The following is a 13,329-nucleotide window of genomic DNA, read 5'->3' on the forward strand; positions in this document are numbered from 1 at the left end:
CAGAAGCTTTCTCTTAAGGCTCAGAAAGAAAGAACCTACTAATATAGCCCGCACAACGAAAAAACACACGTCAGACATTCAGACAGACGTGCCAGAAGAACCGTCTCAAGATGACCTCGCCCGCTGATCCCCGTCGCTTTACCCCCGTCGAACGCCGTTCCGCCCTGTCGCTGGGCTCAATTTTTGCCCTGAGGATGCTCGGGCTTTTCCTGATTCTTCCGGTCTTTGCCGTTTATGCACGGCACCTGCCCGGCGGGGAAAGCGCCTTTGCCGTTGGACTCACGCTCGGTATTTACGGGCTCACTCAGGGGATTCTGCAGATTCCCTTCGGGGCGGCAAGCGACCGCTGGGGGCGAAAACCCGTGATCGCCGCGGGGCTTCTGATTTTTGCCGCAGGCAGCATCCTTGCCGCCCTGGGCAGCGACATCTGGACCGTGATGGCCGGCCGGGCGCTGCAGGGAATGGGAGCGGTCTCAGCCGCCGTCACCGCCATGATTTCCGACTCGGTCCGTGACCGGGTGCTCACCAAGGCCATGGCAATTGTGGGCTCTTCGATCGGCCTTACCTTTGCGTTTTCGCTTGTAGCCTCTCCGGTTCTTGCGCACTACATCGGCGTGAGCGGCCTTTTCTGGCTTACGGCCGTCTTGTCGCTTGCCGCCGTCTGGGTCACGTACCGCGTGGTACCCGATGCGCCTCTCGTAAGAAAAGAAGCCGGCACTGGCTCTAACTGGAAAGCTACCGTCTTTAACCCGGATCTGCTGCGGTTAAATGCCGGAATTTTTATCCTTCACATGGCGATGATGGCCGTCTTTGTCGTGATTCCGGTGGAGATGAGCCGCCTGGGCCTTCCGGTGTCTGAGCACTGGCAGGTGTATCTGCCCGCCGTGATCCTGAGCTTTGGCGTGTTGATGCCGTCTATCTCAAGGGCTGAGCGGGCAGGTAAAATGAAAACGCTTTTTCTCGTAGCCGTTTTGCTGCTCGCGTGTGTTTTCGCGGGTTTTGCCGCTGCCGACGAAAGTCTTGCCGCCATCGGCGTGCTGTTGTTTGCGTTTTTCTGCGGCTTTAACATTCTGGAGGCAACACTGCCCTCCTTTGTGTCAAGAACCGCTGATACGTCTGCCAAGGGCCTGGCCCTGGGCGTTTACAACACCACGCAGAGCATCGGTCTTTTTGTCGGAGGCGCCTTGGGCGGATGGCTGTCGCAGACATTCGGCCGCACGGGTGTTTATGCATTTTGTCTGGTGATGATGCTTGTCTGGTTTTTCATCGCCCGAGGTATGACGCCCCCTGCGGCGAAGGCCCGCGAACGCGGTGAGGAAATCAAAATCTGACGATATTTTTTAGGAACGATTTACCATGGCATCAGTCAACAAAGTCATTCTGATCGGCAACCTCGGGCGTGATCCCGAGACCCGCTACACCGCCGAAGGGGGACTTGCGATCTGCTCGATCACAGTCGCCACATCTCGCCGCTACAAAGATGCCCAGGGTGCCCTGCAGGAAGAAACCGAATGGCACCGCGTCGTTCTTTTCGGGCGCCAGGCCGAAGTCGCCCAAACCTACCTTAAAAAGGGTAATCCCGTCTACATTGAAGGGCGTCTGAGAACCCGCAAATACACCGACAAGCAGGGTGTGGAGCGCTTCAGCACCGAAATCGTTGCCGAATCCCTGCAGTTTTTAGGCGCAAGAAACGCCGCAACGCCTCCGTCGCATACGGCATCTCAGCCGCACGCCGCACCTGCCGCGCAAAGCGCTCAGCCCGCGGCTTCGGCGCAATCGCTCTCTGAAGACGACGTGCCGTTTTAATCTTTGAATCTCGCAAAAACAGACCGGACGGCTCTCCCCTCATCTGAACTTTGTCCGGTTCTTTAATCCTGTACCAAAGACAAGAAGAAAACAGAGGTTTTTTATGTCTGCAACAGCATCCTGGGGGTCTCGCCTCGGATTTATTCTCGCCAGCGCCGGCTCCGCCGTGGGCCTCGGGGCCATCTGGAAGTTCCCGTATATGTCGGGCAGTAACGGCGGCGCCGCCTTCATGATTCCGTACATTCTCTTTACGCTCACTATCGGCGTGGCGATGCTTCTGGCCGAATACGCCGTGGGCCGCGCGGGCCGGGCAGGCGCCGTCGGGTCCTTAAAGAAGGTCGCGGGCCGCTGGTGGGGTATTTTCGGCTTTATCGGGATGCTCACGGGCTTTACAATCCTCTGCTTTTACTCGGCCGTGGGCGGCTGGTGCCTTAAGTATCTTGTGGACGCCGTGCTCGGTAACGGCCTCATTAAGGATGCCGCACTTTTAAATTCCCATTTCGGTGCCTTTGTGAGTAACGGCCCGGTGAGTTTTGCCTACCAGGCGGTCTTTCTGATTTTAAACGCCGTCGTTGTTTTGGGCGGCGTCAACACCGGGCTTGAGCGACTCTCCAAGGTCCTGATGCCGCTGCTCTTTATCCTGATGTTGATTCTCATCGTGAGGGGACTCACGCTTCCCGGTGCCGTCAAGGGGCTTGAATATCTCTTTTTGCCGCGCTGGGATCAGTTCACGTCGTCCTCGGCCTTTAACGCCATGGGGTTTGCGTTTTTTTCGCTGTCGCTTGGCGCGGGCACCATGGTGACCTACGCCTGCTACCTCTCGGAAAAATCCAACCTTGTGACTTCCACCGCGTGGGTCGCGGTGCTCGCGATCTTCTCAGCACTCTTGGGCGGCCTCATGGTAATGCCCACGGTCTTTGCGTTCGGGCTTGACCCCAACGCGGGCCCCGGTCTCACCTTCGTCACGATGCCCGCAATTTTTGCGCAGCTTCCGGCGGGTCAGTTCTTTGCCGTTGCCTTCTATCTGTGCCTGGTGTTTGCGGCTCTCACAAGCTCCGTTTCGATGCTTGAGGCCGTTGTGGGCACCGTGAGCAACGAACTGCACTTTACCCGCCGCAGCATTGTGGTGGGCGGCACGATCGTTGCAATGATTGTGGGCCTTTTCTGCGACTTAAGTTTCGGCGCCCTCGCTGACTTCAAGATCTTCGGCAAGACCGTCTTTGATCTGCTCGATTACCTCACGAGTAACGTGGGAATGCCCTTGTCGGCCATGGGCTTTTTGATCGCTGCCGCCTGGGTTGCGTGGAAAAACTACACCGCGCATCAGCTGCAGACCGTTAAGCCCTTAAGCGCCCTGCAGCTCAACACGATCCGCTTCTTCATGGGCATTCTCGCTCCGTTCATGATCGTGATCGTGGTCGCGACAAACATCTGAGGCAGCTGAAACCTCACCGGACCGCAGAAAGACGTCTTCCGTTAGGTTTTTCTGCGGTCGTCAGTAACGCCATGGGTTTGCTCTCGCTCAGCGCCGGCGTCATGGTGACCTATGCGGGCTACCTCTCGGAAAAATCAAACCTCGTCACATCCACCGCGTGAGTTGCGGTGCTCGCGATTTTCTCAACTGTGCTGGGCGGCCTCATGGTGATGCCCACGGTCTTTGCCTTCGGCCTTGACCCCAACGCCGGTCCGGGCCTTACCTTCGTCACGATGCCCGCAATTTTTGCGCAGCTCCCGGCGGGCCAGTTCTTTGCCGTTGCCTTCTATCTGTGCCTTGTGTTTGCGGCGCTCACGAGTAACGTCGGGATGCCCTTGTCGGCCATGGGCTTTCTGATTGCCGTCGCGTGGGTTGCCTGGAAAAAGCACACCGTCAGACAGCTTCAGACCGTAAGGACGTTAACGCCTTTTGAGCTCGGTACAATTCGCTTCTTTATGGGTATCCTTGCTCCGCTGATGATTCTCATCGTCGTCGCAACGAACATTTGATTTTTGATTTTTCGAGATTTTTGCCGCTATGGCTTCTGTTAATAAAGTAATTCTGATCGGTAACCTGGGGCGCGACCCCGAAACCCGCATGACCGCCGACGGCCGTCCCATCTGCTCTTTGGCGCTTGCCACCACGCGCCGCTACAAGGACAGCCAGGGCGCACTGCAGGAAGAAACCGAATGGCACCGCGTGACGCTTTTCGGGCGCCAGGCTGAAGTGGCCCAGCAGTACCTCAAAAAGGGCAACCCCGTCTACATCGAAGGCCGCATCCGCACGAACCGCTACACCGACAAGGACGGAATCGAGCGCTGGAGCACGGGCATCATCGCCGAATCCATGCAGCTTTTAGGCAGCCGCAACACCGCCGCAGGCGGCCAGTCCCAGCCGGGCGGCTACGGCGCTCCCGCGGGCGACGACGGCTTTGAGTCGCCGCGCCGCGCGCCGGCTGCGCGTCCCGCCGCACCGGCCCGCAGCGCCGATGAAATCGCTGAAGACGATGTACCGTTCTAAAGCATCAGGCATCTCATCCTGATACGTCAAAAGCCGCCGGCACAGACTGCCCGGCGGCTTTTTCATACGGTTTAAAACGCGTTATTCGTGGCGCACGGCTTCAATGGGATCGAGCCTTGCGGCGTTTCTTGCCGGGAAGTACCCGAAGATAATGCCCGTTAATGCAGCAAAACCGAAGGACACGATATTGATCGTGAGGTCAAAGACGTAGGGCAGATCCATCACGGTCGTGAGAACAGCCGAAGCCCCGAAGGCCAGAATCACCCCGAGCACGCCTCCGAGACAGGCAAGCACCACTGCTTCAATCAGAAACTGCATTAGCACTTCGTCTGCGGTTGCGCCGATCGCAAGACGCACACCGATTTCGCGGGTGCGCTCGGTCACGGAGACAAGCATGATGTTCATGATGCCGATGCCGCCCACAAGAAGGCTTACCGCTGCGACCGCACCCAGAAGCATCGTCATGATCTGCGTCGTGGAAGCGACCTTTTCGGCAATTTCAGCGGTATCCAGAATCGAGAAATTGTCGATATCCCCGGCCGAGAGCGACCGGCGCTCCCGCATCAGATCCTTTAAAGAGGATTTGAGCGCCTCGCGGTCACTGTCCGGGCTGATGCTGATCAAAATCGTGCTCACGCGGGTACTACCCACCAGGCGCCGTGCGGCCGTATTAAAGGGAATCACCACGAGGTCGTCCTGGTCTCCCCCCATCGCGGCCGACCCTTTTTCCGTCAACAGGCCCATGACGCGGCAGCTGAAGTTACCGACTCTGAGCATCTCGCCCACCGGATCGCCCGCGCCCCAGAGCTCCTTACGCACGGTGTTGCCGATCACACAGACACTTGACCCCGCACGCTCTTCCGCGGGCTCAAAAAAGCGCCCCTGGGTTAACGTGCGGTTATCCGTCGTGAAGTAATCGTTGGTGGTGCCGATCACGCTTGTGGACCAGTTTTTACCCTGCGCCACAACCGTCGTCGAGCGCGAAGTCTGAGGGGCGGCGGAGACGACGCCTGCGACCTGACTTTCAATCGCCTCAATGTCGGCAAGCTTAAATGAGGGGGCTCCGGCTGCGCCCCCCGGGCCCATACGCTGCCCCGGCCGGAGCATGAGCTGATTGCTGCCGAAACTTTCGATTTCGGCGCGCACGGCCTGCGTGGCACCGTTACCGATCGTCACCATGGTGATCACGGCCGCCACACCGATGACGATGCCCAAAACCGTCAGAAGGGACCGCATCGGATTGCGGCGGATCTGCCGGAATGCCAGAAGAAATGCGTTACCAAGCATCGCCTACCTCCCGGGCTGCAGGTTGTCGCCTGCGACCATGCCGTCCAAAAAGTGAATGCAGCGCCGTGCGTACGCCGCCATCTCCGGCTCATGCGTCACCAAAAGCACGGTGATGTTTTCGCTTTTGTTGAGATCCGTGAGAAGCTCCATGATTTCGACGCTTCGGCGGCTGTCAAGGCTCCCCGTGGGTTCGTCGGCAAGTAAAAGGAGCGGGTGCGTGACGATTGCGCGGGCAATGGCCACACGCTGCTGCTGGCCGCCGGAGAGTTCCGCGGGCGTATGGTGTTCCCACTCGAGCAACCCCACACGATCCAGGGCCTTTCTTGCCGCCTCATGGCGCTCTTTGGCGGGGACCCCACGGTAAAGCAAAGGCAGTTCCACGTTTTCCAGCGCCGTGGTGCGCGCAAGGAGATTAAACCCCTGAAACACAAACCCCATGCAGCGGCGCCGCAAAAGAGCGCGCTCATCTTTGGTGAGCGTTTCCACATGCACGCCTTCAAAGAGGTACTCCCCGGAGGTGGGGCTGTCGAGGGCCCCGATGATATTCATCGTGGTGGACTTACCTGACCCCGAAGGGCCCATCACCGCAAGAAATTCCCCCTGATGCACGGTAAAGGAAACACCCTTTAAGGCATCAAACGCAGCGGCTCCGACGCCGTAGCGCTTCGTGATGTTTTTAAGTTCAATAAGCGGCGTTTCGGACATTGGCACTACCCCGCTTTAAGCGCCCGCAGCGCTTTTTAACTGCTGCGTAATGACTTTGTCACCGGCCTTGATGTCTCCCGAGAGAACTTCGGTCATCTTGCCGTCGGTAAGCCCCGTGCGGATCGTAACCGCCTGCGCGGCACCGTCTTTGAGCACGTAGACCGTGCGTTCGCGCTCGGCCTGCTGGATGCGTTCCTTTACCTGCTTTACGCGCGTTCTCGGCGGCGGCATCATGAAGGAGACGGAACTTGCGGCGGCCGCAGTCTGCGGACGAAAACGGAATGCCGTATTGGGTACGAGCAGCACATTGTCGCACCGTGCGGTTTCAATCGTTGCCGTTGCCGTCATCCCGGGCCTCAGAAGCAGTTCCTTGTTGGGAACGTTGAAGTACCCGGTGTAGGTGACAACCTTCGTGGTTTCGTTGGTAGTGGCGCCGTAGGCGACTTTCGAGAGCCGCGCCTCAAACTTACGGTCCGGGAAGGCTGCGACCGTAAAGTCGGACCCCTGACCCGGGGCCACCCGTCCGACGTCGGCTTCATCGATGTCGGCTTTAAGTTCGAGTTCCCTTAAGTCCGTTGCGACCGTAAGAAGTTCGACTGCCTGAAGGCTTGCCGCAACCGCGTAGCCCGGTTCCACCGAGCGCGTGAGCACTACGCCGTCAACGGGCGACTTAATTGAGGCCTTGGAGAGGTTTGTGAGCTGCGTCTCAAGCGTGGCGGTGGCGTCTTCAATGGAAGCTTTGGCTGAAGCGACCGAAGCCTCAGCCTTTAAAACAGTGGCCCGCTGCTCGTCAAGCTCCGTGCGCGAGGGGAGTTTTCCGCCCGACGTGCGGTTTAATTCCTCAAGACGCGCCATCTTGGCTTTGGCTTCAACGACGGTGGCGTTGGCTTCCCCGAGCTGCGCCTTGGCGCTGGAGAGCGCGGCGCGGGCCTGATTGACGGCACTTTCAAGTTTTGCCGTATCAAGTTCAATCAAAACGTCCCCGGCCTTGACGGTGCTGTTCACATCGACGTTGACTTTGGCGACGATGCCGGAAAGTTCACTGCCGATACTGACGCTTCGCACCGGATTGAGTGTCCCGGTTGCGGTCACCGTAACCGTGATGTTGCCGGTGGTGAGCGCCTGCGTTGCATAACTCGGTTTGGCGGCACCCGAACCGAAATGCCACCAGGCCGCACCGCCCGCCGCGGCCGCAATCACCACAGCGGCCGCCAAAATCCGGCGGCGGCTTTTGTTCGCGGGGTTTTCACCTAGAAGCGTCTGTTTGTCCATAGCTTTACTCATTTGTTAATCCCCGCTTTTTCCTGAATCCGTTTGTCGGCAGCGGCCTCTTCGGCCGCACGCTTTTCAATGTCAGTGAGCATTGCTCTCACCTCGTCGGCGGGTTCCCAGCCGCCCCCTAAAGCGCGGTAGAGCATCACCAGACCCGTGGCGAGATCCGCATCGTTTGTGGCCGTGCTTTCAAGCGCAGAAAGAAGCGTTCTCTGCGTCGTGAGCACATTCTGGTAATCCACAAGCCCCGCCTTGTACTGCTGCATGGTGAGGTCAGCGGCTGATTCCGCATAACTTAACGCGCGCTGCAGGGGCTTTTTACGGGTCTCGGCCGTGGAAATCATCGTGAGCGCGTTTTCGGTTTCTTCCAGTGCCGTCACAAGTGTCGCCGTATAGGAGGCGCGCGCCTGATCAAGCTGCGCCAAAGCCTGCTCAGAGGCCGTCACCTGCTTACCCCAATTCAATAGCGGCATGGAAAGCGCTCCGGCAAGCGCCACAATACCGGTGCCGGAAGCACCGAGCGTTGCGATCGTTGCGGCCTGCGTGCCGAGATTTCCGGAGATCGTGAGAGCCGGGAACCACTGGGAACGCGCCTCGTAGACGCGGTCGCTTGCCGCCGCGACCGTCAGTTCCGCGGCACGCATATCGGGCCGCTGCGAGAGAGTCTGCGCGGGCACGGCCACGGCAAACGCGGCGGGCGCCGAAGGCACTGCATCGGGTTCGGTGAGTTTTAACTGCATGACATTGGTGACCGTGAGCCGCGCGAGCGCATTTTTGTACTGCGTGATGCTCTGCCGCATCATCGCAAGCGACGCGCTTGAAGCCTCACGGTTACTCATCGCCTGATCAAGCTCTGCCTGATCCGCCAGCCCCGCGTTAAAGCGCCACTGCGCAATCTGAGCGGCCTCCGAGTAATTTTTGAGCATCTGTGCGGCAACGGCGTACTTCACGCACGCAAGCGCGTGTCCGATGTAGTTTTGGGCCACTTCGCCCGCCACGGTAATGCGCACGTCTTCAAGACTTAAAAGCGAAGCCGCTGCCTCGTAAACCGCCGCCCTGCGCGCGGCGATGTTGCCGCCCGCAAGCGACATCGACCAGGCGCCCTCCCCTTGCACGCCCCAGCGTGTCGTCGAAGCCTCTCCCATCACGCGGCTCGCGGACCCCGACCCCGAAAGATCAAGCGTCGGAAAAAGCGACGCGGTGGCGTCATCGGCCGACGCTGCGGCGCTTCTCAGATTCGCAAGCGCCGATTTGATATCGGTGTTTTTGGCCAAAGCCGCATCAATGAGGCCCGTGAGTTCCGGGTTCTGCCACTCGCGCCACCAGTTGCGGTTGACTTCAGCCGTCGGAACCATCCGCACGCCTTCAGGCAGCACCTGCTGCCAGGTCCAGCTCTCCCCGACGGCCGCCTGATCGGTCTGCGTCATCACTGCCTGCGAGGCGCAGCCTGTGAGCGCCAGAAGCGCGGAGCCCGCGGCCGCGGCAAGAAGCCTGCGCCTGACGGTTTTGGTTTTTCGTGTCTGCGTTCCCATTTTTTCTTATCCTTTTGCGGCAAACAGTCCTTTTTGTTCCCTGAATTGTTGCGGATTGACCCGTTAAAGTTCCTTAAGCCCGGGTAAAGAACTGCAAAGGAACTGCAAAGAGGCGAAACCAAACACAGGCGCATGAGGCGCGGCGCGTCAAAGTTGTGTACGATTCCCGGCAACAATTCCCATTGGCCCACCACAAACCCGCAGGCATGCCGCCTGCCAGCACTCAAAGGATCTGAGCCGACCATGTTCTCCCGTCCGCCGAAAATTCTGATTATCGATGATGACGTTGAGCTTGTCACACTGCTTGTGGATTACCTCACGCTCGAGGGTTTTGCGACCACTCCCTCGCACTCAGGGCCCGCGGGCCTGGCGGCACTTGCCAAAGACACGTTTGACCTCATTATTCTCGACGTCATGATGCCGGGGATGTCCGGGACCGAAGTGCTCGCAAAGATCCGCGAGACCAGTCAGACACCGGTGCTGATGCTCACCGCCAAGGGCGATCCCGTGGACAGGATTTTGGGACTTGAGCTCGGCGCGGACGACTACGTTCCTAAGCCCTGCCCGCCCCGGGAGCTTGTTGCCCGCATGCGCGCCATTCTGCGCCGCAGCAAAAACAGTGAATTCGGCCGCGGTCCCTTAACCGCGGGGCCCCTGTCAATCGATATGGCGCAGAGAACGGCAAGCCTTAACGGAAAGTCCGTGACGCTCACCGGGACTGAATTATTGCTGCTGGAAATGCTTGCGCGTCAGGCCGGAAAACCGGTTGCCAAGACGGAAATCTATCCGCGCGTTTTAGGCCGCCCCATGGGGCGCTATGACCGCGCAATCGACGTACACATCAGTTCCATCCGCCATAAACTCGCGGACATTTCGCCGACGGCGGTTTCCATTGAAAGCATCCGCGGCGTGGGCTATCAGCTCGTTGTGCACGCAACGCCTGAGGGCGCGGCGTAAAAGAGGGCGGCCCGTGGCCCCGACAAGGACAACCCATGCGTCTCAAACCGACTCAGTTTTTGCGGTCCGGCGGCATTTTTCTGCAGCTTTTCGCCGGGCTTTGGGCAGCGCTTTTCATTCTCGGGTTTCTTGTCTGGGTCGCCAGTGAAAACTACCAGCAGGTGCCGCGCAATTTCGGCGACATTGAAAGCGGACGGGCCGCACAGCGCGCCGTGAATAACGCAATCGGTATCTACCACTGGGGCGGCCGCGAAGTGCTCGTGAGCTGGCTTACCGACAAAACGAGCAACAACCGCCCGGAAGTCTTTGTCACCGACGCCGACGGCAATGAAATCAGCGGCCGCAAGGTGCCGGAAAAAGCCGCCGAAAGCCTCAGGCACCCCACCGCTGAACAGTACATTCTGCAGCCCTGCCGCATGATGCCCGGGATGGGTCCGGGAATGGGCATGGGCCGCGGCATGATGATGGGGCGGCATCATATGAGGGGCAACAACATCGACTGCCTCAACCTTAACTTCTTTGCCGTACGCACGGACCTGCCGCCGAGAAACCTCTTTTCGGCTTTTTGGCACACGCCCCTTTGGGTGCACATCCTTTTTGCGCTTTTGGCGACAAGCATTGCCGCAGGGCTTCTTGCCTGGCGCTTTGCACGCCCCATCAAAAAACTCGACTGGGCGATGCGGCGGGCTTCCGAAGGCGACCTGACCGTCCGTGTGGCGCCTGAAGTCGGGCACAGCTACGACGAAATCGGGGCTCTGGCGCAACGCTTTGACGCAACCACTGAAAAGATTAACGGCCTCATTGCCCGGCAAAAGCGCCTCTTTCATGACGTAAGCCACGAATTGAGAAGCCCCCTGGCGCGCATTGAAATTGCGGTTGCAATTGCCGAAAAAAATCCCGAGCGCCGCGGGGAACTTTTAACGCGCATTGAAAAAGACGTGCAGGCCTTAGACGCCCTCGTTGATGAACTTCTCACCTACGCGCGGCTTGACGACAACGCCCCGATGGATTTTGTGGAAACCGATGTTGTGCCGCTGCTTGAAGACATCGTTGAAAACGCGCGCTTTGAGGGAACGCCGCGGCACGTGGCGGTGACGCTTGACGCACCTGCCGCGCAGACACTGAAACTTCATGTGGACAGCTTCGGGCGCGCTGCGGAAAACATCATCCGCAATGCGCTGAGGTATTCGCCTGAGGGCGGCACGGTTACGGTGACCGCGAAAAAAGAAGCCGACAACTTTGTGATCCGCGTCTCTGACGAAGGTCCCGGGATGGACCCCGAGGACCTTGCCAAAATCTTTCAGCCCTTTGTGCGCGGTAAAAATGAAGCCACAGGGTCGGGCTTTGGGCTGGGTCTTGCGATTGCCAAGCGCGCCGCAGAGCGCCACGGCGGGAGCCTTGCGGCCGTCAACCGCAAGCCCCACGGCCTCATCATGACGCTCACGGTACCGGCCGCTTAAGTATCAGGCGTTAAGAAGGGCAATGACTTCACCGTGAATGTCGCCTGCCGTGCAGACCGCGTTGATTTCCTTTAAGGGGTTGCCGCCCGTCATCGACGTGATGACGCCGCCCGCGCCTTCCACCACAGGAAGAAGTGCGGCCACATCCCAGTAGCAGAGTTCCGGGTCGATCATGATGTCGGCCCCGGCACTTGCCACCGCAAAGTAGCCGAAGCAGTCTCCCATCGTGCGATACATCTTGACGCGGTCAATGAGTTTCTGGATGTTGGCTGAGCCGTGCTGCTCGGGCGTGGTCCAGTGACTTGTCGCCAGAAGCGTGGCGTCTTCAAGCCGCCTGCAGTGCCGCACATGCAGATCGCGGTCCACAACCGTGCCGCGGTTTTCCAGGTGCATGTGCGTGCCGTCCAGCGTCCCGATTGTCCGGACGTTGGCCGCCGCGTGGCTGATGGACGAGAGAATCGGCCTGAAGCCCGTGCCGTCATCACGCTCAAGAGCAATCAATGTGCCGAAAAGGAAAGAGTTAGTGATGAAGCTTTTTGTGCCGTCCACGGGATCCAGAATCCAGCGGTAACGGACACCCTCACTGTTGTGGCTTACCTCTTTTTCGCCCCACTCCTCACCGAAAATACCGTGCTCGGGGTACGTCTCTTCAATGAGAAGCCGCATCTTTTCCTCCGCGGTCTTATCGGCCTGCGTCACGGGCGTCCCGTTCGTTTTGTCCTCAACGGCAATACCCGTGAGAAACCGCGGCACGATCTCATCAAAAGCCGTGTCAATGAGGCGGTTCAGAAAAGGAACAAATTCCGCTTTTTCTTCCGCGGAAATCGGAGCGGTGTAAGTCGTGCGTGCCAAGATAAGCCTCCGGCTGTTTTTGAGTCTTTTCATTTTAAGCGGCTTCACAGGCCTCGCCTTCATAAGACACTTCCGGAGGTGGCGGAATTCGATTTTTGCTTTTGGCTATTGGCTGTTTTAAGCTCCACGAATCGGCAGATTTTTTTGCGCACTGAATTTAAAGCGAAATCGCGTTTTGAAACATTTGCTCAGCCTGCGCAGAAAAAAACGTAAGGCTTGAGGGCTAAGCCTCATGCTATCGTCACGGCCGTCCGTGAAGGAAAAAGCGATCGCCTTCGGGCGTCACTTTCCTTTGTTTTGTCCTTCACACCAATGATTAAATACTGGAGTTAACAATGTCTCTTCTTCGTACGACCGTGCTGCCTTTTAAGGCACAGGCCTACCTCAACAACGACTTCGTTCAGGTCACCGACAAGGAACTCAAAGGCAAGTGGTCCGTGGTGTTCTTCTACCCGGCCGACTTCACCTTCATCTGCCCGACCGAACTCGAAGACCTCGCTGACAACTACGACACCTTCAAGAAGCTCGGCTGCGAAATCTACGCGGTTTCCACCGACAGCCACTTCACGCACATGGCCTGGCATTCTTCGAGCCCGGCCGTGGGTAAGGTGAAGTTCCCGATGATCGGTGACCCGACGCTCACCATCTCCCGTAACTTCGGTGTTCTGATCGAAGCCGACGGTATGGCCGAACGCGGCACGTTCCTCATCAACCCCGAAGGCCAGATCGTTGTGATCGAACTTCATAACGGCAACATCGGCCGCGATGCCAAGGAACTTCTGCGTAAGCTCGAAGCCGCTCAGTACGTTGCCGCGCATCCGGGTGAGGTCTGCCCGGCCCGCTGGACCCCGGGTGCCAAGACGCTGAAACCCGGTGCCGATCTCGTCGGTAAGATCTAATCGGTCTGAATTGCTCTGACCTAAGGAGCAATTTCCGCTGAAAGCCCGTCCGCAAGGTCGGGCTT

At 58.7% G+C, this 13,329-nt stretch carries 13 protein-coding genes; 8 read left to right on the top strand and 5 right to left on the bottom strand.

Translation table 11 applies throughout. From position 1 onward, the window contains the following. Nucleotides 1–110: 110 nt before the first annotated feature. The 5 genes from NXF97_RS04625 to NXF97_RS04645 all read left to right on the top strand — a co-directional run bounded on the left by NXF97_RS04625 (nt 111) and on the right by NXF97_RS04645 (nt 4,300). Nucleotides 111–1,331, top strand: coding sequence for an MFS transporter (locus tag NXF97_RS04625; protein ID WP_274956615.1), 1,221 nt, complete (start codon nt 111–113; stop codon nt 1,329–1,331). A 25-nt stretch (nt 1,332–1,356) separates the two neighbouring features. Further along, nucleotides 1,357–1,806 carry a single-stranded DNA-binding protein gene (locus NXF97_RS04630; protein WP_022372637.1) on the top strand — a complete coding sequence of 150 codons (450 nt, stop codon included), beginning with the start codon at nt 1,357–1,359 and terminating at the stop codon, nt 1,804–1,806. 103 nt (nt 1,807–1,909) lie between these two features. Beyond that, nucleotides 1,910–3,241, top strand: coding sequence for a sodium-dependent transporter (locus tag NXF97_RS04635; protein WP_274956616.1), 1,332 nt, complete (start codon nt 1,910–1,912; stop codon nt 3,239–3,241). 167 nt (nt 3,242–3,408) lie between these two features. After that, on the top strand, nt 3,409–3,789 hold the full coding sequence (locus tag NXF97_RS04640) for a hypothetical protein (protein WP_274956617.1): 381 nt from the start codon (nt 3,409–3,411) through the stop codon (nt 3,787–3,789). A 28-nt stretch (nt 3,790–3,817) separates the two neighbouring features. After that, a complete protein-coding gene (locus tag NXF97_RS04645; RefSeq protein WP_274956618.1) occupies nt 3,818–4,300 on the top strand; it encodes a single-stranded DNA-binding protein in 483 nt (160 codons plus the stop codon). Nucleotides 4,301–4,381: 81 nt separating this feature from the next. Here the strand turns inward: NXF97_RS04645 and NXF97_RS04650 are convergent, their stop codons facing one another. Genes NXF97_RS04650 through NXF97_RS04665 form a run of 4 tightly spaced genes read right to left on the bottom strand, consistent with a single transcriptional unit; the run spans nt 4,382 to nt 9,096 of the window. Then, nucleotides 4,382–5,587, bottom strand: coding sequence for an ABC transporter permease (locus NXF97_RS04650; RefSeq protein WP_274956619.1), 1,206 nt, complete (start codon nt 5,585–5,587; stop codon nt 4,382–4,384). Between the two features lie 3 nt (nt 5,588–5,590). Beyond that, the gene (locus NXF97_RS04655) at nt 5,591–6,292 is read right to left on the bottom strand and encodes an ABC transporter ATP-binding protein (protein WP_274956620.1); all 702 of its coding nucleotides are present in this window, start codon (nt 6,290–6,292) and stop codon (nt 5,591–5,593) included. Nucleotides 6,293–6,307: 15 nt separating this feature from the next. After that, complete coding sequence (locus tag NXF97_RS04660) at nt 6,308–7,576, bottom strand: efflux RND transporter periplasmic adaptor subunit (protein ID WP_274956621.1); 1,269 nt, start codon at nt 7,574–7,576, stop codon at nt 6,308–6,310. Continuing rightward, nucleotides 7,573–9,096 (bottom strand): efflux transporter outer membrane subunit, encoded by a 1,524-nt coding sequence (locus NXF97_RS04665; protein ID WP_274956622.1) that lies wholly within the window; start codon nt 9,094–9,096, stop codon nt 7,573–7,575. Before NXF97_RS04665 ends, NXF97_RS04660 begins: the two co-directional genes overlap by 4 nt. Before the next feature lie 243 nt (nt 9,097–9,339). Between NXF97_RS04665 and NXF97_RS04670 the strand changes: the two genes are divergently transcribed. Further along, nucleotides 9,340–10,053, top strand: a complete 714-nt coding sequence (locus NXF97_RS04670) for a response regulator transcription factor (protein ID WP_022373679.1) — start codon at nt 9,340–9,342, stop codon at nt 10,051–10,053. Nucleotides 10,054–10,088: 35 nt separating this feature from the next. Further along, nucleotides 10,089–11,513: a sensor histidine kinase gene (locus NXF97_RS04675; RefSeq protein WP_274956623.1), complete on the top strand. Its 1,425-nt coding sequence runs from the start codon at nt 10,089–10,091 to the stop codon at nt 11,511–11,513. A 3-nt stretch (nt 11,514–11,516) separates the two neighbouring features. Here NXF97_RS04675 and NXF97_RS04680 read toward each other — a convergent pair whose 3' ends face one another. Continuing rightward, nucleotides 11,517–12,365 (bottom strand): inositol monophosphatase family protein, encoded by an 849-nt coding sequence (locus NXF97_RS04680; protein ID WP_274956624.1) that lies wholly within the window; start codon nt 12,363–12,365, stop codon nt 11,517–11,519. 335 nt (nt 12,366–12,700) lie between these two features. On the opposite strand from NXF97_RS04680, the gene ahpC reads away from it, so the two are divergent. Next, nucleotides 12,701–13,264 (top strand): alkyl hydroperoxide reductase subunit C, encoded by a 564-nt coding sequence (ahpC, locus tag NXF97_RS04685; RefSeq protein WP_074009737.1) that lies wholly within the window; start codon nt 12,701–12,703, stop codon nt 13,262–13,264. Nucleotides 13,265–13,329: the final 65 nt, after the last annotated feature.

The organism is Duodenibacillus massiliensis (genome assembly GCF_928721995.1).
Taxonomy (GTDB): domain Bacteria; phylum Pseudomonadota; class Gammaproteobacteria; order Burkholderiales; family Burkholderiaceae_F; genus Duodenibacillus; species Duodenibacillus massiliensis.

What these genes read in the sequence shown, in the direction of transcription:
- NXF97_RS04635 (WP_274956616.1), top strand. Translation starts at nt 1,910, where the DNA reads ATGTCTGCAACAGCATCCTGGGGGTCTCGCCTCGGATTTATTCTCGCC.
- NXF97_RS04670 (WP_022373679.1), top strand. Translation starts at nt 9,340, where the DNA reads ATGTTCTCCCGTCCGCCGAAAATTCTGATTATCGATGATGACGTTGAG.
- NXF97_RS04665 (WP_274956622.1), bottom strand. Translation starts at nt 9,096, where the DNA reads ATGGGAACGCAGACACGAAAAACCAAAACCGTCAGGCGCAGGCTTCTT.
- NXF97_RS04660 (WP_274956621.1), bottom strand. Translation starts at nt 7,576, where the DNA reads ATGAGTAAAGCTATGGACAAACAGACGCTTCTAGGTGAAAACCCCGCG.
- NXF97_RS04625 (WP_274956615.1), top strand. Translation starts at nt 111, where the DNA reads ATGACCTCGCCCGCTGATCCCCGTCGCTTTACCCCCGTCGAACGCCGT.
- NXF97_RS04650 (WP_274956619.1), bottom strand. Translation starts at nt 5,587, where the DNA reads ATGCTTGGTAACGCATTTCTTCTGGCATTCCGGCAGATCCGCCGCAAT.
- NXF97_RS04675 (WP_274956623.1), top strand. Translation starts at nt 10,089, where the DNA reads ATGCGTCTCAAACCGACTCAGTTTTTGCGGTCCGGCGGCATTTTTCTG.
- ahpC (WP_074009737.1), top strand. Translation starts at nt 12,701, where the DNA reads ATGTCTCTTCTTCGTACGACCGTGCTGCCTTTTAAGGCACAGGCCTAC.
- NXF97_RS04645 (WP_274956618.1), top strand. Translation starts at nt 3,818, where the DNA reads ATGGCTTCTGTTAATAAAGTAATTCTGATCGGTAACCTGGGGCGCGAC.
- NXF97_RS04655 (WP_274956620.1), bottom strand. Translation starts at nt 6,292, where the DNA reads ATGTCCGAAACGCCGCTTATTGAACTTAAAAACATCACGAAGCGCTAC.
- NXF97_RS04630 (WP_022372637.1), top strand. Translation starts at nt 1,357, where the DNA reads ATGGCATCAGTCAACAAAGTCATTCTGATCGGCAACCTCGGGCGTGAT.